19 protein-coding genes are annotated in these 18,996 nt (G+C 64.7%); 7 read left to right on the forward strand and 12 right to left on the reverse strand.

What is annotated here, in order from left to right; genetic code table 11:
- Positions 1-2 precede the first annotated feature (2 nt).
- Positions 3-1,112, reverse strand: coding sequence for a pseudouridine synthase (locus JXQ94_RS02445; RefSeq protein WP_421922232.1), 1,110 nt, complete (start codon positions 1,110-1,112; stop codon positions 3-5).
- Positions 1,113-1,150: 38 nt separating this feature from the next.
- Between JXQ94_RS02445 and tadA the strand changes: the two genes are divergently transcribed.
- Complete coding sequence (gene tadA, locus JXQ94_RS02450; protein WP_421922233.1) at positions 1,151-1,642, forward strand: tRNA adenosine(34) deaminase TadA; 492 nt, start codon at positions 1,151-1,153, stop codon at positions 1,640-1,642.
- The gene (locus tag JXQ94_RS02455; RefSeq protein ID WP_421922234.1) at positions 1,632-1,964 is read left to right on the forward strand and encodes a TfoX/Sxy family protein; all 333 of its coding nucleotides are present in this window, start codon (positions 1,632-1,634) and stop codon (positions 1,962-1,964) included. Before tadA ends, JXQ94_RS02455 begins: the two co-directional genes overlap by 11 nt.
- 187 nt (positions 1,965-2,151) lie before the next feature.
- Here JXQ94_RS02455 and JXQ94_RS02460 read toward each other — a convergent pair whose 3' ends face one another.
- The 5 genes from JXQ94_RS02460 to purD all read right to left on the reverse strand — a co-directional run bounded on the left by JXQ94_RS02460 (position 2,152) and on the right by purD (position 7,359).
- Positions 2,152-2,727, reverse strand: a complete 576-nt coding sequence (locus tag JXQ94_RS02460; protein WP_421922235.1) for a GNAT family N-acetyltransferase — start codon at positions 2,725-2,727, stop codon at positions 2,152-2,154.
- A complete protein-coding gene (locus JXQ94_RS02465) occupies positions 2,724-3,467 on the reverse strand; it encodes a TSUP family transporter (RefSeq protein ID WP_421922236.1) in 744 nt (247 codons plus the stop codon). Before JXQ94_RS02465 ends, JXQ94_RS02460 begins: the two co-directional genes overlap by 4 nt.
- 168 nt (positions 3,468-3,635) lie before the next feature.
- A complete protein-coding gene (locus tag JXQ94_RS02470; RefSeq protein ID WP_421922237.1) occupies positions 3,636-4,700 on the reverse strand; it encodes a phosphotransferase in 1,065 nt (354 codons plus the stop codon).
- Entirely contained in the window at positions 4,700-5,998 is a 1,299-nt protein-coding gene (locus JXQ94_RS02475) for an amidohydrolase family protein (RefSeq protein WP_421922238.1), read from the reverse strand. The genes JXQ94_RS02470 and JXQ94_RS02475 overlap by 1 nt, the downstream gene beginning before the upstream one ends.
- 83 nt (positions 5,999-6,081) lie before the next feature.
- On the reverse strand, positions 6,082-7,359 hold the full coding sequence (gene purD / locus JXQ94_RS02480) for a phosphoribosylamine--glycine ligase (RefSeq protein ID WP_421922239.1): 1,278 nt from the start codon (positions 7,357-7,359) through the stop codon (positions 6,082-6,084).
- 127 nt (positions 7,360-7,486) lie between these two features.
- Between purD and xseA the strand changes: the two genes are divergently transcribed.
- Genes xseA through JXQ94_RS02495 form a run of 3 tightly spaced genes read left to right on the forward strand, consistent with a single transcriptional unit; the run spans position 7,487 to position 10,141 of the window.
- The gene (gene xseA, locus JXQ94_RS02485; protein WP_421922240.1) at positions 7,487-8,944 is read left to right on the forward strand and encodes an exodeoxyribonuclease VII large subunit; all 1,458 of its coding nucleotides are present in this window, start codon (positions 7,487-7,489) and stop codon (positions 8,942-8,944) included.
- Between the two features lie 49 nt (positions 8,945-8,993).
- The gene (locus tag JXQ94_RS02490; RefSeq protein WP_421922241.1) at positions 8,994-9,224 is read left to right on the forward strand and encodes a DUF2093 domain-containing protein; all 231 of its coding nucleotides are present in this window, start codon (positions 8,994-8,996) and stop codon (positions 9,222-9,224) included.
- Positions 9,221-10,141 (forward strand): M23 family metallopeptidase, encoded by a 921-nt coding sequence (locus JXQ94_RS02495; protein ID WP_421922242.1) that lies wholly within the window; start codon positions 9,221-9,223, stop codon positions 10,139-10,141. The genes JXQ94_RS02490 and JXQ94_RS02495 overlap by 4 nt, the downstream gene beginning before the upstream one ends.
- A 266-nt stretch (positions 10,142-10,407) precedes the next feature.
- Here the strand turns inward: JXQ94_RS02495 and JXQ94_RS02500 are convergent, their stop codons facing one another.
- The 4 genes from JXQ94_RS02500 to JXQ94_RS02515 are packed head-to-tail and all read right to left on the reverse strand — an operon-like array spanning position 10,408 to position 14,422.
- Positions 10,408-11,334 carry a lysophospholipid acyltransferase family protein gene (locus JXQ94_RS02500; protein WP_421922243.1) on the reverse strand — a complete coding sequence of 309 codons (927 nt, stop codon included), beginning with the start codon at positions 11,332-11,334 and terminating at the stop codon, positions 10,408-10,410.
- Positions 11,335-11,343: 9 nt separating this feature from the next.
- Positions 11,344-12,357 (reverse strand): tetraacyldisaccharide 4'-kinase, encoded by a 1,014-nt coding sequence (gene lpxK, locus JXQ94_RS02505; protein WP_421922244.1) that lies wholly within the window; start codon positions 12,355-12,357, stop codon positions 11,344-11,346.
- A complete protein-coding gene (locus tag JXQ94_RS02510; RefSeq protein WP_421922245.1) occupies positions 12,354-13,649 on the reverse strand; it encodes a 3-deoxy-D-manno-octulosonic acid transferase in 1,296 nt (431 codons plus the stop codon). The genes lpxK and JXQ94_RS02510 overlap by 4 nt, the downstream gene beginning before the upstream one ends.
- Positions 13,646-14,422 carry a lysophospholipid acyltransferase family protein gene (locus JXQ94_RS02515; RefSeq protein WP_421922246.1) on the reverse strand — a complete coding sequence of 259 codons (777 nt, stop codon included), beginning with the start codon at positions 14,420-14,422 and terminating at the stop codon, positions 13,646-13,648. The genes JXQ94_RS02510 and JXQ94_RS02515 overlap by 4 nt, the downstream gene beginning before the upstream one ends.
- A gap of 103 nt (positions 14,423-14,525) precedes the next feature.
- On the opposite strand from JXQ94_RS02515, the gene JXQ94_RS02520 reads away from it, so the two are divergent.
- Together JXQ94_RS02520 and JXQ94_RS02525 are read left to right on the forward strand one after the other, a co-directional pair.
- Positions 14,526-15,188 carry a fused DSP-PTPase phosphatase/NAD kinase-like protein gene (locus tag JXQ94_RS02520; protein WP_421922247.1) on the forward strand — a complete coding sequence of 221 codons (663 nt, stop codon included), beginning with the start codon at positions 14,526-14,528 and terminating at the stop codon, positions 15,186-15,188.
- Between the two features lie 129 nt (positions 15,189-15,317).
- Positions 15,318-16,925 carry an ATP-binding protein gene (locus tag JXQ94_RS02525; RefSeq protein WP_421922248.1) on the forward strand — a complete coding sequence of 536 codons (1,608 nt, stop codon included), beginning with the start codon at positions 15,318-15,320 and terminating at the stop codon, positions 16,923-16,925.
- Here JXQ94_RS02525 and JXQ94_RS02530 read toward each other — a convergent pair.
- Complete coding sequence (locus tag JXQ94_RS02530; RefSeq protein ID WP_421922249.1) at positions 16,922-18,688, reverse strand: ABC transporter ATP-binding protein; 1,767 nt, start codon at positions 18,686-18,688, stop codon at positions 16,922-16,924. The two genes, JXQ94_RS02525 and JXQ94_RS02530, sit on opposite strands and share 4 nt — an antisense overlap.
- A 15-nt stretch (positions 18,689-18,703) precedes the next feature.
- Entirely contained in the window at positions 18,704-18,958 is a 255-nt protein-coding gene (locus JXQ94_RS02535) for a DUF4170 domain-containing protein (protein ID WP_295696325.1), read from the reverse strand.
- Positions 18,959-18,996 lie beyond the last annotated feature (38 nt).

Here is an 18,996-nt window from a genome sequence, read left to right on the forward strand (position 1 = left end):
CGCTAGCTCCGGCCGCCGGGCTTGCGTGGCCCACCCGATCGGGACCCACCCGGGCGCGGACCGCCGGGCTTGCGGGGGCCGCCCGTGCGGGGCGTATCGGGTCGCGATGTGGTCGCGCGCGGAGCAGCACGACCAGGAGCCGGTTTGGCGGTCGGCTTGCCATCCTTGCCGCGGCGGGCGCGTGCCGATTTGGCGTCCAGCGGACGGCCCTTGCGGCTGTCCTCGAGCAGGCTGTCATCGACGTCGCGTTTGGGGAGGCCGGGCTGACCGGGGCCACCCATGGCGCGATGGCCCGGCTTCTGACCCGGTCCCTTGCGCGCTGCGCGGTTGGCCGGGCGCGGCTTGGCGATGGCCTGGCCGGTCGGTGTCTCGCCCAAATCGATCAGGTGACCACACTGGTCGTGCAGCACGCGTGAGGGCACGGCTTTGATCTCACCCTTGCTCAGCTGCCCAAGCTGGAACGGACCATAGGCGATGCGGATCAGCCGGTTCACCCGCAGGCCGACCGCGTCGAGCGCCTTGCGGACCTCGCGATTCTTGCCTTCGCGAATACCAACCTCGAGCCAGATATTCGAGCCGGTCTCGCGTTCGACCTCGACTTCCATGGGGCCGTATTTGATGCCCTCAACGGTAACGCCGGCGCGCAGGATCTTCAGCGCCGACTCGGAGATAGACCCGAAGGCACGAGCCCGATAGCGACGCGTCCAGCCGGTCGAGGGCAATTCCAGGGCGCGGGCGAGAGCGCCGTCATTGGTCAGCAGCAGCAGGCCTTCCGAGGTCAGGTCGAGGCGACCGATCGAAATGACCCGGCCGATATCCTTGGGGATCGCGTCGAACACGGTCTCGCGGCCTTCCGGGTCGGCATGGGTTGTCACCAGACCGTCCGGCTTGTGATAGCGCCAGAGCTTGGTGGCTGCGGGCGGCTCGACACGCTTGCCGTCAACTTCGATGTTTTCGCTGCCCGTCACCTTGAAGGCCGGCGTGTCGAGCGTCTTGCCGTCGACCTTGATCCGGCCATCCTCGATCATGCGCTCGACCTCGCGACGTGAGGCCACACCGGCGCGGGCGAGGAATTTGGCAATACGTTCAGAAGTGTCGGCAGTTCCGGTCACGCTTGACCCTTTCGCAGCGGCGCTCTATCGCGCGCAGTATGACAGACCCGCGCGATACACGTTTTATGACGGCGGCGCTACGCCTGGCGCAAGCCGCAGCTGAGGCTGGCGAGGCACCGATCGGTGCGGTCATCGTCGATCCGGCGACCGATGCAATCATCGCACAGGCCCATAATCGCCCGATTGCCGGCCATGATCCCACCGCCCACGCTGAAATCCTGGCCCTGCGCGAGGCCGCTGTGACGCTGGGCAATTACCGGCTCACCGGGCTGGAACTCTATGTCACGCTGGAACCCTGTGCGATGTGCGCCGGCGCGATCAGTCATGCCCGGATCGGCCGACTGGTCTTCGGCGCGAGCGATCCCAAGGGCGGAGCCGTGATCTCGGGCCCGCGCTTCTTCGATCAGCCGACCTGTCACTGGCGACCCGACATTGTGTCCGGCATCATGGCTGATGAGGGCGCCGGCCTGCTGAAGGATTTCTTTCGCGCCCGGCGCAAGGCCAAGGGAAAGCCGCGCGATGGCATTTGACCCTGATCTTGTCGACCGGATGGAGGCGGCGCTGATCGCGCTCGGCCAGCGCCCGGAACGTCGGCGGATGTTCGGCGGCGTCGCGCTGATGATCGGCGGCAATATGAGTTTCGGCACGTCGAATGATCAATTGCATGTCCGGGTCGGACCCGATCGCTATGCGGCGGCCCTTGCGATGCCGGGAGCCCGTGAAATGGATCTCACGGGTCGCGTGATGAAGGGCTGGGTGACGGTTGACGGCCCGTCCGATCTGGATGACGACGCGCTCGCCGGCTGGGCGAAGCTGACAGCCGATTTCGTCACGACGCTGCCCGCGAAATGATCGTGGGGTCGGGGTAATTCCTGATATCGCAAATCTGTCACGAATCTGTGGCGTGAGGAGATTGGCGGGCTGAACGATGGGAAAACGCCCTGTCGGAGCGCCGCCATGGGCATTCTCGGATCCAGCTCCTCCCCACCGCCGCGTTGGCCCGTGTCGGGCCGGGCGCGGCGCTTGCCGGTTTCGGCCGCTAGGCGAGACGCGCTTCCAGGCCGGCTTTCACGGCGGGCCATTCCGTTTTCAGGACCGAGAAAAAGACCGTGTCGCGCCACTCGCCCGTCCAGCACAGGAGGTGACGGCGAAGTGTGCCTTCTCGCGTCGCGCCCATCTTGGTCATCGCGGCTTGGGAGCGCGCATTGAGATGGTGGGTCTTGAGCTCGACCCGTTCCGCACCGGCATCAAAGGCGCCGGCCAGAAGCAGAAGCTTGGCAGCAGGATTGATCGCTGTGCCGCGCGCCATCCTGCCATACCAGGTCCAGCCGATTTCCACCCGTTTGTGGGCCGGTACTAGGCTGAGCCAGGCCGAATGTCCCACCGCTGCGCCATCGTCACGGCGGCGCACGAGGTGGCTGATCTGCTGGCCGGACAGGGTGTTGCCGAGCATGAGGTCGAACCAGGGATCAAAGTGCTCACCATCGCCGCGGAGCGAGGTCAGCGCCCAGAGCTCGGCCTCGTCGGCGAGTGGCCGGAGTTCCTCGCGGTGGGCCTCGGTGAGCGGTTCGAGGCGGGCAATCGCATTCTCGCGAATGTGAGGTGTGATGATCATGAGCCGGATCCGGTCAGCAGGAGAACGCCGCGCAGGACATAGATAGCCCCGATGGCGGAGACGATCCATTTCGTCCACTGGCGGAACTGGACATCGCTCATCAAGGCGAGGAAACGCGCGCCCGCCGTCGTTCCCAGAATGGCCAGAGGCGCGGCGACCAGCAACCAGTGCGCCGAGGGCAGGCCGGCTGCACCGATCGCGGGCAGGATGTAATAGGCGATCTTGACGCCATGACTGACGACCTGGGTCGCCGCCTTTGTGGCGACAATGCTGCGCCGGTCGCTCCGGGTGTCGGCGAAGAAGACATCCAGCAGCGGTCCGGAGACGCCGGCAACGACATTGAGCCCGGTGACGACAAAGCCGCAGACAACCGCGTGATGCGGGCGGCTGGCGTCGAGATGGAGGATGTGTTTGGGCAGCCAGATCACCGCCGGTACCAGGCCCAGAATGATGAAGAGCCATGGCTTGGACAATTCGAAACTGGCGAAGACAAGCAGGCCCGCCGCGGCGGCGGAGCCGGCGAGGTAAATCCCCAGCACGCGCCAGTCGATCCATTTGAGATGCAGGATGGCCCGCCAGCCATTGGACACGCTCTGGATCACGCCATGCACAACCATCGCCGACGCCACCGGCAGGACCAGAGCCAGCGCCCCCATCAGGATCAATCCGCCGGCCATGCCAAACACGCCGGAAATGAAGGCGGTGACGAAAGTTGCTAGCAGGATGAAAGCGGCGATCATGGCCGGACTATATCGCCTCGGGCGAGGTGGGCGAGCGTGTGGTGCAGGCCGGCTTTGAAGGCTGCAGACCCTCATCAACAGGTCGTGCGCCGGCATGGGTGACTGGCGCAGACACTCAGGAAAATCTCGTTCCGATTCCTGCGGGCGACTGATCGCCCGCAGCTTGCCCTACGCCCCGGCCTGTTTCGCAAATCCCCAGGCCGCTTCCGCCATCGGCTCGACAGCCGCGCCCATTTCCGACGCCTTGGCGTTGGACGCATTGCCCTGGAGGGAACGGGCATAGACCCCCTGGATGATCGAGGTCAGGCGGAAAATGTTGTAGGCGAAATAGAAATCCAGCGCCGGAATGCCCGAGCGATGGGTCCGGTCGCAATAGGCCTGCGTGTATTGCTCGATCGTGGGTATGCCCAGAGAGGCGATGTCCACGCCGAGCAGGCCATTGCGGATTTCCGGCGGCATGACCCAGCCCATCAGTTGATAGGTGAAGTCGGCCAGCGGGTCGCCGAGGGTGGAGAGCTCCCAGTCGAGCACGGCGATCACGCGCGGCTCTGTGGGATGGAAGACCATATTGTCGAGACGGTAGTCGCCGTGCACGACGCTGGTGCGTTCCTGTTCCGGTGCGGCCGTCGGCAACCACTCGATCAGCCTGTCCATCGCCGGGACGGTCACGGTCTCTGCAGCTCTGTATTGCTTGGTCCAACGGCCGATCTGGCGGTCAAAATAATTGCCCGGCTTGCCGTAATCGCCGAGACCTGCAGCCTCGAAATCGATCCCGTGCAGCTGGGCCAGCGTCGCATTGGACGCATCATAGATGGCACCGCGTTCGGCCGTGTCGAGATCGGGCAGGAGCGGGTCCCAGAAGATCCGGCCCTCGACGAAATCCATGATGTAGAATTCTGTCCCGACGACCTCCCGCTCCATGCACAGGCCGTGCATGAGCGGAGCCGGGAAGCCTGCCTCGCCCAGCGCCTTCATGACGCGGAATTCCCGGTCCACCGCATGTGCAGAGGGGAGAAGCTTGCCCGGCGGCTTGCGGCGCAGGACATAGGCCTTGCCAGGCGTCACCAGCTTGTAGGTCGGGTTGGATTGTCCGCCCTTGAACTGTTCCACCGTCAACGGTCCGGAGAACCCCCCGACATGAGCCCGCATCCACTCGGCCAGCGCCGCCTCGTCAAAGGCCAGCGCGTCGACTACCGGCTTGGTGCCGGAGAAGCTGTCGTCGATCTCACTCATCAGTCCTGGTAAACCTCGCCGCCCTGCATCACAAAACCCATCTCGCGCAGCTCGGAGATATTCTCCAGCGGATTGCCGTCGACGGCGATGATGTCAGCCAGCTTTCCGGCCTCGATCGTACCGATATCGCCATCCATCTGCAGATGGCGCGAGGCATTGATGGTGGCGGTGACGATGGCTTCCATCGGGCTCAGGCCCGCCTCGACGAGCAGCTCGAACTCGCGGGCATTGAGGCCGTGGCGTGAGACACCGCTATCGGTACCAAAAGCGATGGAGACGCCGCCCTCATGGGCCCGGCGTGCCATGTCGAGCATGACCGGACCCACCTCGCGCGATTTGGCGCGCTGATTGTCGGTCATGAAGTCAGCCGTCTCGGCCAGTTCGGCCACAGTGGCGCCAGCAAGCACCGTCGGGACGAGATAGGCGCCATTGCGGCGCATCAGGCGGATGCTTTCGCGGTCAAGATAGGTGCCGTGCTCGATCGAATCGCCGCCGGCCTCGAGGAAGGAATTGATCCCGGTCACGCCATGGGCATGCGCGGTGACGCGGCGGCCCATCATGTGCGCGGCCTCGACAATGGCCGCGAGCTCGTCATCGAAGAATTGCTGTTCAACGCCGGCTGCGGTGTCGGACAGGACACCACCGGTCGCGGTGATCTTGATCACGTCGGCGCCGCCGCGGATCAGCGTGCGGACGGCCTCGCGGCATTGTGCCTCGCCATTGCAGGCGGTTTCGCTGGCGAACATGTGCAACACGTCCAGCGAGAAACCATTGATGTCCGCATGACCGCCGGTCGGGGTCACTGCGGAACCGGCGACACGCATGCGCGGGCCCGGCACATCGCCGGCCGCGATGGCATCGCGCAGGGCGAGTGAAGCCTCAAAATTGCCGCCCACATCCTGCACGGTGGTGAAGCCGGCCATCAGCGTGGTGCGGGCATTGACCGCGCCGTCAAAGGCGAGATCGGAGGCCGACATGGTGAAGGCGTTGAAGCGCCGGCCCGGTCCGAGTTCCGACTGCAGATGGACATGGCTGTCGATGAAGCCGGGCATCACGTAATCATCGGAAAGGTCGATGATGGTGGCCCCGTCCGGCGAGACATAACCGGCCTCGATTGCTTCAATCCGCTCGCCGCGGACCAGGATGGACTGCTCCATGGCCGGGTCTTCGCCCGGTATGGCCAGCAACCAGCCGGCATGGATGACGGTCAGTGCGTCATCACCATTTTGGGCCAGGGCACTCGGCGCAAGTGTGGTGGTGGCGATCAGGGCGATCGCGGTCATGGCTGTCTTCAGCATCTCGTCTGCCTCCCCGCAAACATGTGTTTGCGCAAGAAGATGACGACCGGGCCCGCGAAGTCAAACGATGCGCGCGGCTTGTTCTAATGCGTCTTGAGCGCGCGCCAGGCGATATCGCGGCGACAGAAGCCTTCGGGCCAGTCGATCTCGTCGACGGCGGCATAGGCCCGGTCGACGGCGTAATGCAGCGTTTCACCGCTGGCCGTGACATTGAGCACCCGGCCGCCATTGGCCGTCCGTTCGCCGTCTGAATTGCGGGCCGTGCCGGCTTCGAAGACGACCACGCCTTCCATCTTGTTGGCCGCGTCGACCCCGCCAATGACGCTGCCCTTTTCGTAATTGCCCGGATAGCCGTTCGCCGCCATCACCACCGTGATCGCCGGCTCGGCGGTCCAGCTCAGGGCCGGCATGTCGGCCAGCTTGCCGGTCGCCGTGGCTTGCAGATAGGGCAGGATGTCAGTCTCGATCCGCATCATCAGGACCTGGCATTCCGGGTCGCCGAAACGGATATTGAACTCGACGACCTTGGGACCTTCGGCGGTCACCATCAATCCGGCAAAGAGAACGCCCTGGAAGGGTGAGCCTTCAGCGGCGAGACCGCGCGCAACGGGTTCGATGATCGTTTTCATCGCCGTCTCGATCAAAGCCGGTGTGGCGATCGGAGCCGGGGAATAAGCGCCCATGCCGCCCGTATTCGGTCCGGAATCGCCTTCGCCCACGCGCTTGTGATCCTGGGCCGCGCCGCAATAAAGGACATCCTCGCCATCGCACAGCGCGAAAATGGAGACTTCCTCGCCGGCCATGAATTCCTCGATCACCAGGGTGCGCGAAGCATCGCCGAACTTGCCGGAGAGGAAGGCATCAACCTCGTCCTCGGCTTCGGCACGGTCGGAAACGATGACCACGCCCTTGCCGGCCGCCAGCCCGTCTGCCTTGAGCACATAGGGCGGCTCGAACTGGTCGAGGAAGGCCTTCGCCTCGGCGGCGTCGAAGAAAGTACCATAACGCGCGGAGGGGACATGGTGGCGCGCGTAGAAATCCTTGGCGAAGGCCTTGGAGGTTTCCAGCCGCGCGGCCAGTTTGGAGGGACCGAATGTGGCGATTCCGGCCTGCCGCAGCCGGTCGGCGAGACCGTCGCAGAGCGGATTTTCCGGTCCGACAACGACCAGGTCGACGGATTCGCGACGGGCCAGCTCCACCATGCCATCCAGATCTGCGACGGACATGTCGTGGCAGGTTGCCAGCTCGCTGATCGCGGCACTGCCCGGCGCGGCCAGGATCGACGTGACCGCGGGGCTCTGGGCAATCTTCCAGACAAGGGCGTGTTCGCGTCCGCCCGATCCAATCACCAGAACCTTCATGTGAACCTCAATACGTCTAATCGGCCATGCCCGGGCACTGCCTAGCGCAATCGCCGGACAATCGCGAGTCTATCCGACCGCCTTCGGCCCGTTGCGGCAGTGAGCGATCCGATTTACCAGAGTCGTCATGAACACGCCCGCCGGTAACATCCACGAATTCACGGTTTCAGAGCTCGCCGGTTCGCTCAAGCGAACGGTTGAGGACGCTTTCGGTCATGTCCGTGTCCGCGGCGAGCTGGGGCGGGTTGTCGTCGCCAAGTCCGGCCATGTCTATTTCGATGTGAAGGATGACAAGGCGGTCATTGCCTCGATCGCCTGGAAAGGGACGGCGCAGCGCTTCCGCTTCCGCCCGGAAGAGGGGCTGGAAGTTGTCATTGAGGGGCGGCTGTCGACCTATCCGGGGCGCTCGCAATACCAGCTCATTGTCGAGAGCATGGAGCCCGCCGGGGCTGGCGCGCTCATGGCGCTTCTGGAAGAGCGCAAGAAGCAGCTGGCTGCGGAAGGTCTGTTCGAGCCGGCGCGCAAGAAAGCGATTCCCTTCCTGCCGACCACGATCGGTGTCGTGACCTCGCCGACCGGTGCGGTTATTCGCGATATCCTGCATCGTCTGCGCGACCGCTTTCCGCGCCATGTCCTCCTGTGGCCGGTCCTGGTGCAGGGCGAGGGCGCAGCCCCGCAGATCGCCGAGGCCATTCGCGGCTTCAATGCTCTGCCAGACGGTGGCCCGGTGCCGCGCCCGGATGTGCTGATCGTCGCCCGCGGTGGCGGCTCGATCGAGGACCTCTGGGGTTTCAACGAGGAAATCGTGGTGCGCGCCGCGGCGGAGAGCGAAATCCCGCTGATCTCGGCCGTTGGCCACGAGACCGATACCACGCTGATCGACTATGCCTCGGACCGTCGTGCGCCAACCCCGACTGGAGCGGCCGAGATGGCGGTGCCGGTCCGTGCGGAACTGAAGGCCGATCTCGATCAACTCGGCGGACGTCTCGTCTCCGCCCTGTCACGTCACATTGAGCGGCGGCGCACCGAATTGCGCTCGGCGGCCCGGGCGCTGCCAAGACCCGCCGCGCTGATGGAGCTCAAGCGTCAGCGCTTCGACATGGTCGCTGACAAGCTTGACCCGGCCCTGCTCAATCATGCCGCCGAGAAGCGCGGGCGTCTGCTGGTCCTTGCCGCAGGCCTGAAACCAGCGGCCCTGACGCGGGATCTGCGCCAGAAGCGCGAGCAATTGACAGAACGCGCCGATCGTTTGTCACCGGCGGCGGCGCGGGTCCGTCGGGACCGCAAACGCGAGCTGGACAATTGGGCCGCCCGCCTCGAATCCCTGTCGCACCAATCCGTCCTCAAGCGCGGTTTCGTCCTGGTGCGGGATCGCGCCGGCAAGCTGGTGCGGTCCGGCGCCGCGTTGATGGAGGGGGCCGGAATTGATCTCGTTTTCGCCGATGGCGAGCGAGCGGCGCGGATCGAAGGCGACCGCAAACCCTCCAAGCGCGCGCCGGAAACCCCGGCCCTGCCGAAAAAGTCCAAGCCGAAACCCAAGCCCCGCAGCAAGCCGGAGGCGGCAGGTCAGGGGCGGCTTTTCTGATGCGGGCCGGGCCTCCCGCTCGCGCGCAAACCCTGCTAGAGACAAATGCATGAGTGATTTCAGTTTCGACAAGGACTTCCAGGGCGAAGCCATCCTGGAATTCGGCGACAGCGACTTCATCATCCTGAAGGCGGGCAGTTTTGTGCGTTGTGCGGTGAGCGGAGACCCGATCCAGCTCGACCAGCTGCGCTATTGGAATGTCGACGAGCAGGAAGCCTACAAGAACGTCCAGATCGCCAAGCAGCGCTGGATCGAGCTCAATTCGGAGCCGGGCAGATGATCGGTTTCGCGCTCGCTTTCGCCCTGCAGTCCACTACGGCGCTGGTCGACGGCGCTGCGGATCCGATCGGCGATCTGATCGCCCAGAATGCGCCGGCGGCGCGTGAGCAGCAGGCTGATGACGACAGTCGCGCCATGGTCGCGATGCCGCCCAGTCAAAGATGCCGCGGCGAGTGGCGCGAGGGCAGTTTCCTTGTTTGCCAGACCGGGCCCGGCGAGCAGGTGTCATTGGACGATATCTCCGCGCAAGCCGATTCTGACGGCTATGCTGTCCTGGCCATCCCGCGACAGGCGCCCGGTGAGATGACGCTGACGATGGCGCGCAGCCTCGGTGATCTCCAGGAGTCTGTGACCATCGCCCAGCGCGAATACAATCTCCAGCATGTCGACGGTGTGCCCCAGGCCACCGTCACGCCGGACCCCTCCACCCTGCCGCGGCGTCAGCGCGAATACGCGCAAAAGCAGGACGCCTTCAACTCGGTCTGGGACGGTCAGGGCTTCCTCGACGGTTTCATTCCGCCCGCCGAGGGCATCACGACCGGCGTCTATGGCTCGGCACGGGTCTACAATAATGGCCATGAGGGCAGCCCACACTGGGGTCTGGACTGGGCCAATGAGGTCGGCACGCCGGTCCATGCACCGGCTGGCGGTCTGGTGACGCTGGCCGAGCCGGACATGTATTACGAGGGTGGTCTGATCTTCATCGATCATGGTCACGGGCTGGTTTCGGCCTTCCTGCACCTGTCCGGTGTCGAGGTCTCCGAGGGCGATATCGTCGAGCAGGGCCAGCTGATTGGCGCCATGGGCGCCGGCGGCCGGGCCACCGGCTCGCACCTGGACTGGCGGGTAAAGCTGCGCAACCAGTTCTACGCCGATCCGCAAAGCCTGCTGGATCTGGATCTGAGTGAGCTGCGCTAGGCGGGCGGCTCGCGTCCCTCGGTCGGACCATAGCGCCGCGCGCGCAATCAGCCATACATCGCTTGTCAGCCAGCAGGCCGTATCCGGTTTTCAAGGTCAAGGGCCGCGCAGCGGCCGCTTCGCGGTTTCACCCTTGAGCTTGAAAACCGGATACGGTGACCTCTCGGCAAGCTGTTTATGGTGGGGTTTGCGCCAGGCGCGGACGTTTAGGGGCACCATTGCAGATATCGCGGTTTTTCAGCGCATCAAATGGTGTGTGTCCCCGCCTATTCGGAGCCCTTGTAAACCGACTTCGCCCAACGCCGATGGACCCAGAACCATTGTTCCGGCGCCTGGCGGATTTCGCTTTCCACCCATTGATTGATCCGCGTCACCGTCTCGATGATGGCAGCGGTCTTGTCCGGATTGGTGGAGATCTCGATCGGGTCATGGACCTCGACGCGGAAGCGGGCGCCGCCCATGCGCCGGATCGACAGCGGCAATAGCGGACAGCCATGGCGCATGGCGAGGCGCGTCGGGCCGGGCGCGGTCATCGACGGCAGGCCGAAGAAAGGCGCCTCGACACCATCATTCATCTTCTGGTCGTTCATCAGCGCCACGGCCTCGCCGGCCTTGAGCGCCTGCATCAGCGCCTTGGCCCCGTCGCCGCCCTTGGCGGTCAGCGTCTTGACCCCGTAGCCGACGCGCATGTCGGTGATGCGGCGGTCGATCAGCGGATTGTTGGCGGGCCGATAGGTGATGTGGCAGGGCAGGCCGGTCTGGCTGATCGCGGCGGCGCCGATTTCCCAGTTGGAGTGGTGCATCGAGATGATGACCGCCGGTTTGCCGGCATCGCGCAACGCCTCGAACTTCTCGCGTCCGATGAACTCGACGCGCTCATTGAATTCCGGCCCTGAGAAGACGCCCAGATGCGGCATCTCGCCGGCCAGGCGCCCGAAATTCTCCCACATGCCGCCCAGCAGGCGTTCGATCTCGGGCGCAGCGGCGTCGGGGAAGCAACGTTGCATGTTGATGCGGGCGACCTTGTGGACCGGCATCAGGGGGCCGAGCCTGCGCAGGAGCTCACCGGCTGCGTCCGACGCCTTGTCGATCCCCTTGATCTTGTACCAGCCCGCATAGGCGTCCCAGGCGGCGGCTTCAAAGCGCCAGCCGAACCGGGTCATGGCAGAGGCGTTGCGTTGGGCTTCAATCATGAAACGGATTTAACGAGCCTCGGGCGCGGCGTCCATGACGTCGCGCAACAGGCCGTCCAGAGCGCCGGGATTGGTGAAGGCAGCCCGGACCGGCCAGGCGGTGATGCGGTCGCGCGCGTCTTTCGGCAGGCGCACCCAATCCTTCTCGGTGGTAATGAGCCGGGCCCCATGGGCGAGGGCAAGGGCGTCGAGATGACGAAGGTCGGCCGTGCTGAAGGCGTGATGATCGCCGTAGACGGCGACTTCCGACAAATCACCGCCGGCCGCGACCAGCGCGTCGAAGAATTTCTGCGGGCGGCCAATGCCGGCAAAGGCAATCAGCTTGCCCGGTGGCGGCGGGGCTTCCGGTTCCAGCCAGGCGTGGAAGAGGGGGATTTCAAGATCGGCGAGGCCGAGGCGATTCCAGTCCGGTTCCCTGTCCGGACCGGGCATCATGACAATGACCGCATCGGCCCGCGCGAGACCCGTGCGGACCGGTTCGCGCAAAGGCCCCGCCGGAAACAGGCTACCGGGTCCCCAGCCGGTGACACCGTCAACAACGAGAATGGAGCAATCCTTGGCCAGGTCCGGGTTTTGATGGCCATCATCCATCAGCACGAGGTCGGCCTCGCCTTCGGCCTCGATGGCTCGGCCACCGGCGGCCCGGTCCCGGGAGATCCAGGCCGCACCGCTGCGGGCGAGCAGAAGCGGTTCGTCGCCTACCGCCTCGGCGCCGTGCTCAGCCGGTCTGACGCGCACCGGACCCGGTTCCGATCCGCCATAGCCGCGGGACAGGGATGCCGGGACATGGCCCATTTCGCTCACGCGTTGCATCAGGCTCTGGGTGATGGGTGTCTTGCCGGTGCCGCCGACGGTCAGATTGCCGACGCAAATCACTTTCGGGGCTATGCGCAACGGGTCTGCCCGCCTCAGGCGACGGGCCACGGTCCATGCATAAATCCAGCCCAGTGGCGCCAGCAGGGCCCGCGCCAGGGCGCCGGACCCGCGACCGCCATCAGTGCGCCAGAAAGCGGGCTCCTTCATGACGTTGCCTCGCTGGCTGCGTCCGGAGCGAAAAGGCTGTGGAGCGCCGCGAGTGTCGTCTCCATCGCGCCGCCGGAAGCGGCGGCAATGGCGCGGTCTGCCATAGCCTTGCCGGGAGCCCGGCCCTGCCAGACCTGTTCCACCGCTTCGGACAGGGTCAGCGCGTCATCGACTTCCAGCATCGCGGCATGATCGCGATAGGCGGTATAGATATCGTCGAAACTGTCGACATGCGGACCAGTGATCACGCAGGCGCCGGCCTGGCTGGCCTCGATCGGGTTATGGCCGCCAATACCGGCCCTGAGACTGCCGGCAATGAAGGCCGCCGGGGCAAGCGCAAACCAGAGCGGCATTTCGCCGAGCGTGTCGGCCAGCCACACCGTGTCCTGACCATCGGGCACTTCGCCCTTCGAGCGGCAAGCGAGATGAAAGCCGCGCGCGCGGACCAGATCGGCCAGCGCAGGAGCGCGTTCCGGGTGACGAGGCGCAAGTATCAATAGCGCGCCGGGTTGGGTTTTGCGCACAAGCGCATGCGCACTCAGCACGGTCTCGTCCTCACCGGCATGGGTTGAGGCGGCGAGCCAGACGGGGCGGCCCGCCATGACGCTTCTCAGGCCGCTGAGCTCGCCGGCATCCGGCTCCGGCGCACGCGCCTCCAGCTTGAGATTGCCGGCCAGCACAATCTCGCGCCCGGTCAGGTCTTCCAGACCGTCGCGGGTGCGGGTGTCGGCCGCACCGATCCAGGCGAAGGTGTCGAGAAGGCTGCGGACCGCATCGCCGCGGCGGCGCCAGCGCGCAAGGGAGGCCGCATTCATGCGGGCATTGACGAGGGCCATCGGAATGGCGCGACGGCGCGCCTCGACCAACAGGTTCGGCCAGAGCTCGGACTCGGCGAAAACACCAAGATCAGGCTGCCAGTGGTCGAGGAAGCGACGGACCGCGCCCGGCGTGTCGACGGGAATGTATTGGTGCTTGGCCTGCGGTGGCAGGCGCTTGGCCATCAGCTTGGCTGAGGTGACGGTGCCCGTGGTGACCAGGAATTCCAGCTCGGGGTCCGCGGCGGCCATGCGGTCAACGAGGGTGGCGAGGACCAGGCTTTCGCCGACACTGGCCCCGTGCAGCCAGATGAGGCGGCCTTCCGGTCGTCGTATCTGTGGTCGCCCGAGGCGTTCATGGCGCCGCTCCGGATCTTCTTTCCCCGCGCGGGCGCGGCGGTCGAGAATGACAGGCAGGAGGGGCGCGGCGAGCCCGGTCAGCGCGCGATAGGCCCTGATTGAGGCCGGCAGGTTCACGCTGACGCCCCGCTCGCTCCGCTCGTGCTGGCTTTGCCGGTGCCCGGGCGATGCTTGGAATCGGGTTCGATGATCTCGCCGCCGACCGCTTCATCGGCCTCGCGTGTCAGCGAATTGAGCTGGGTTTCCAGATTGAGTCGCGCGGCTTCGAGCTCCGCCGCGTCGGCTTGCTTGCTGACATAGATGGGTTCGCCCCAGATGATCACGCCACGGGTGAAAAGATGCGGCAGGCAATGATGGTCCCAGGCCTTGCGCAGCACTGTCTTGCGCCGGGTCGACCAGGTGAAGGGCAGGATGGGTACTCCGGTGTCACGGGCCATGCGCACCGCCCCGAAGCCGGCGCGCATGCGGGGGCCGCGCGGTCCGTCCGGCGTCACGGCACCGCAGCCGCCGGCATTGAGATGATTGACCATGGCGCGGTAGGCGGCTTCGCCGCCCTTGGCCGCGCCCGGCTTGTTGGGATTGCGCGAGGAGCCGCGGACCACACCCACCTTGTACCAGCGCGCCAGTCGGGACCCGATTTCCCCTTCGCGGGAGCGTGAGGCTAGCGCGACCATGCGCTCCTTCTGGCGGGCCCAGCCCTCCAGCGCCATCAGGACGCGTCCATGCCAGACACAGCCGAGGATGGATTTGCGCTCATCCCAGACAGACTCGACGAAATCAGCGTTGCGAACTTCCCAGCGAACGGTGCGCCGCGCCAGCTCCAGATAGAGCAGGACGAAGAAGGCAAGGACTTCCTGGGCCCAGGGCCGGGAGAGCAGACGTTTGGTCATGACAGACCCTAGCTCACCTCCATGGCGCAAAAGGTCAAGCATGGCGAGCGGTTGCGTCATCGCCGAGACCGGCCTAAATGCGCAGCCAGATGAAAGGCCCAGCATGCCCTATGACTTGAATGACCCGAAGGACCGTGAGCGCGCCTGGCAGGATTTCCTGTGGAAGGATCACGGCATTCTGCGCCAGAAATTCCACAATATGCATGAAGTCGGTGGTGGCATGTGGCGCGCCAACCAGCCCTCCCCGGAGCGCCTGGAGGCGCTGGCGGCCGACGGGTTCAAGACAATCCTCAATATTCGCGGGACCCAGCCGGGCGTCTGCTATTACGATCTGGAGAAAGATGCGTGCGAGCGCCTTGGCCTCGAGATGATCGACATGCCCTTCGGATCACGCGAGGCGCCTTATGTCGATCGCATGCAGCGGGCAGTGAAGATTTTCCAGTCGATCGAATATCCCGCGCTGATCCATTGCAAGTCGGGGGCAGACCGGGCCGGCATCATCTCTGTCCTGTTCGCGCTGACCCATCTCAAACTGCCCTATGACGAAGCCATCAAGCATTTGTCGCTGAAATATCTGCACGTGAAGGCCGGCAAGACCGGGGTGCTGGATTATTTCTTCGAGAGCTACCGCGCCTACAATGAAACCCATCCGATCGATTTCTGGGAATGGGTTGAAACGGTCTATGATCGTGACGCGGTTCAAGCCGGCTTCATGTCCAGCTGGTGGGGTAACTTGTTGACCGAAAAGCTGCTGCGCCGCGAATAGCGGGCGCCCATTTTTTATAACCACCGGAATCATCAGATATGACGACTCTTTCCACAGGATTGAGTCACATTAACGCCCGTTAACCACGTTCAGCTTCCCTGGTCGGGAGCCGTACAGGGAGAGGGGCTCATGCCTGATCTGGCCATTCGCACGGACTATTCCCAGGAGCGGTTGAACCGCCTCAATTTCCTGTTGTCGCGAGAGTGTGGCCCGGCCTTTCTCGAGGGTTTCGTCAAGCAGACATCCGAAATCTTCGCCGCCGATCGCCTCTTCATCGCCAGGATCGACGCCACGCATTCGCGCATGCGGACGCTCAAGGTTGCCTGCGGCAGCGCGCTGGTCGGGAATTACTGTTACGAGCTCAAGGGCACACCGTGCGCCGAGGTGATGGACGCCGGTGCCGATATCTTCGAGGACAATGTTTCCGGTCGGTTTCCGCACGACTTCATGCTCGAGGAGATGGGCATGCGCGCCTATGTGGCCATGCCGCTCTATAATGGGGCCCAGTCGGTCGGCATTGTCGTGGCCATGTTCAAGCGCCCGATCGAGATTGCCGACGAGCTGCTCGCGGTCTTCCACCATTATCGCCGCCGCCTGACCGGCGAAATCCTGGCCGCCGAATCCGGGGACCGGGCCGAGCTGGCCATGCAGGGAACATCGGATGGCATCCTCGATTTCTGCCTCGAGACCAACCAGATCTACATCTCCGCCCGGGGACGCGAATTGCTCGGCTACCAGTCGCGCGACGTCACCTCGGGGACGGACAGCTTCACCACCCTCATCCACGCCGATGACCGGACGCGATTTGACTCCGGGATGAAGGCTCATTTCCGCGCCGGGCGTCCCTTCGATCTCACCATACGCCTGCGCGTGGTAGGCGGGCTGCACCGCTGGTTCCGCATGCGTGGCGAAGCGGTCCGCACGCCGGACGGCGATCCCGTGCGCATGGTCGGTGCCATGACCGATATTCATGACCTGGTCGAAGCGCGCCAGCAGGCGACCGAGGCCAGCCGCGCCAAGTCGCGCTTCCTGGCGACCATGTCGCACGAGATACGGACGCCGATGAATGGTGTCCTGGGCATGTCGGCCTTGCTGGCCAATACCGAGCTGGAACCCTCCCAGCGCGAAATGGTCAATCTGATCGAAGGGTCCGGCCAGGCGCTGCTCGCCATCCTCAATGACATTCTCGACCTGGCCAATATCGAGTCCGGCCGGTTCGAGGTCGAACAGGACAGTTACAACCCGGCCGAGCTCGTTCGCACGGTCGCCGGCCCCTATCGCATGAAGGCGCTGGAGAAGGGGCTGAACCTGCATCTGGAAATCGATCCGGTGGCCGAGCGCGATGTGGTTGGTGATCCGGCTCGGGTACGCCAGATCCTGTCCAATCTCTTGTCGAATGCGGTCAAGTTCACCGATCGTGGCGAGGTCCGGGTCCGCTGCCTGATGACCCAGACACCGGACCGGACGCATGATGTTCGCTTCGAAGTCGGTGATACCGGCATTGGCATGGATGGCGAATTGATGGACCGCGTCTTCATGCCGTTCTCGCAGGGTGAGGCCGTCATGCAACGCAAGAATGGCGGAACCGGGCTCGGTCTCGCCATTGCCAAGAAACTGGCCGAGTTGATGGGCGGCGATATCGGGGTCGAGAGTGCGCCGGGAGCCGGCTCCAAATTCACCGTTACCCTGCCGGAAAGCGGTCGCCGCAGCGAAGTCGTGCAGGCCCGCGAGGCCTAGTCGCCGAACTGCATCCGGCACAGGCGGGCATAGAGGCCATCCTGGGCGACGAGCGCGTCGTGCTTGCCCTGTTCGACGATGCGTCCCTGATCCATGACATAGATCCAGTCAGCATCGCGCACGGTCGAGAGTCGATGGGCGATGACCAGGCTGGTCCGGCCTTGGGACAAGCGTTCCAGGGCGGTCTGCACGCGCTGCTCGGACTCGGTGTCGAGGGCACTGGTCGCTTCGTCGAGCAGCAGGATGGGCGCGTCCTTGAGAATCGCCCGCGCGATCGACAGGCGCTGGCGCTGGCCACCGGAGAGATTGCTGCCACGCGGACCGACCGGGCTGTCATACCCGTCCGGCAGCGCCATGATGAAATCATGGGCGTCGGCGGCCTTGGCGGCTGCGATGATCGCGGCCTCGTCGGCCTCCAGATCCCCGAAGCCGATATTGGCGCGTACGGTATCGTCGAACAGGGTCACATCCTGGCTGACCAGAGCCATGGCCTGGCGCAGGGATGACAGGGAGACCGAACGTGTCTCGCTGCCATCGATCCGGATCGTGCCGGAGCGGGCGTCATAGAGGCGGGGCAGGAGATTGAGGATGGTCGACTTGCCGGAACCGGACGGGCCGACCAGGGCGATCTTGGCCCCCGGCTTCGCCTTCATTGTGATGTCACTCAGCGCCACGGAGCCATCGGGATAAGCGAAGCTGACCGCGTCCAGTTCCACTGCCCCGCGATCCACGGTCAGGGCCGGCGCGTCGAGGGCGGCCGTGACGGTCTCGTCGGTATCGAGAATGGTGAAAATGCGATCGAGAACGGCAAAGCCTTCCTGGACAACAGCGTTGAGCGTGCCCAGGGCGCGGATGGCCGGCGAAATGACGCCGATCCCGGTCAACACACCGATGATGTTGCCCAAAGAGGTCTCGCCCTCGAGCATGCGCCAGCCGGCGAAGGCGACCAGCCCGGCAAAGGCCAGGCCGCCGACAACCTCGAGGATTGGATCGACGCGGGCCTTGTTCTCGGTGATTTTCAGCAGGAAGCGCAGCCGCTCGAAGAAGGATTTGCGAGCGCGCTCGCTTTCATAGCCTTCCAGACCATAGGTCTTGATCATGCGGGCGCCGGAGAAGCTTTCCTCGAGCTGACTGGTGACCTCGCCCATCTGGCTCTGCGCCTGGGAGGACGTCTTGCGCAGGCGCTGACCGATCCGGATGACCGGCCAGGCGGCGATCGGATAGACGACCAGGATGAGCAGGGTCAGCATCCAGTCCAGGCTCAGCATGATGCCGATGGTGATGATCACCGTCAGCACATCGCGCATCAGATTATTGGTGAGCCGGACAATCGTTTCGCGCAGCAGGGTGATGTCATTGGTGAAACGCGACACCAGAGAGCCGGTGCCTTCGGACTGCAAGCGCGCGAAATCGGCGCGGACCAGCTTGGCGAACATGGCGTTCTGCAGGTCCTGCATGACATTCAGGGCCAGCCGATTGGTCTGCACGGTCTGAAGATAGAGGCTGCCCCCGCGGATCGTCGCCAGACCGATCACGGCCAGCGGGGCGAGCGGGAAGAAGTCAGCCGCACCGGAGTTGAGCTTGTCGAACGTCCAGGCGATCACACCGGCATAGGAGGCTGCCGCCGCCGCCGTGATTGCCGACAGGATCAGCGCCAGAATGACGAGACCGGGGCGACGCAACAGCCAGTCACGCCACAGGCGCTTGCCGAGCGTGGCGGTCGAGGCCGGTTTCGCGCCGGCGGTATCGTCAGGATCGCTCACGCGCTGTGTCAGAGCCTAGCCGTTCTTCTTCTCGGTCGAAGGATCGAGAAGCTTGTGGGCGTGGATGATGAAATAGCGCATGTGGGCATTGTCGACCGTGCGCTGGGCGGCGCCTTTCCAGGCGGCACGGGCTTCGGCATAGCTGCCGAACGCGCCGACGAAATCGACTTCGTCGAGGTCCTTGAACTCACAATTGGTCGGGTCAACGCAGGCCAGCTCGCCACCAATGACGAGATGCAGCAGCTGGTTGTTGATCTTGGTTTCACTCATGCCGGGCTCCTTGAAATGCGCTGTCCTGACCGGGCGGC

This window comes from Maricaulis maris, from assembly GCF_049116555.1.
Taxonomy (GTDB): domain Bacteria; phylum Pseudomonadota; class Alphaproteobacteria; order Caulobacterales; family Maricaulaceae; genus Maricaulis; species Maricaulis maris_C.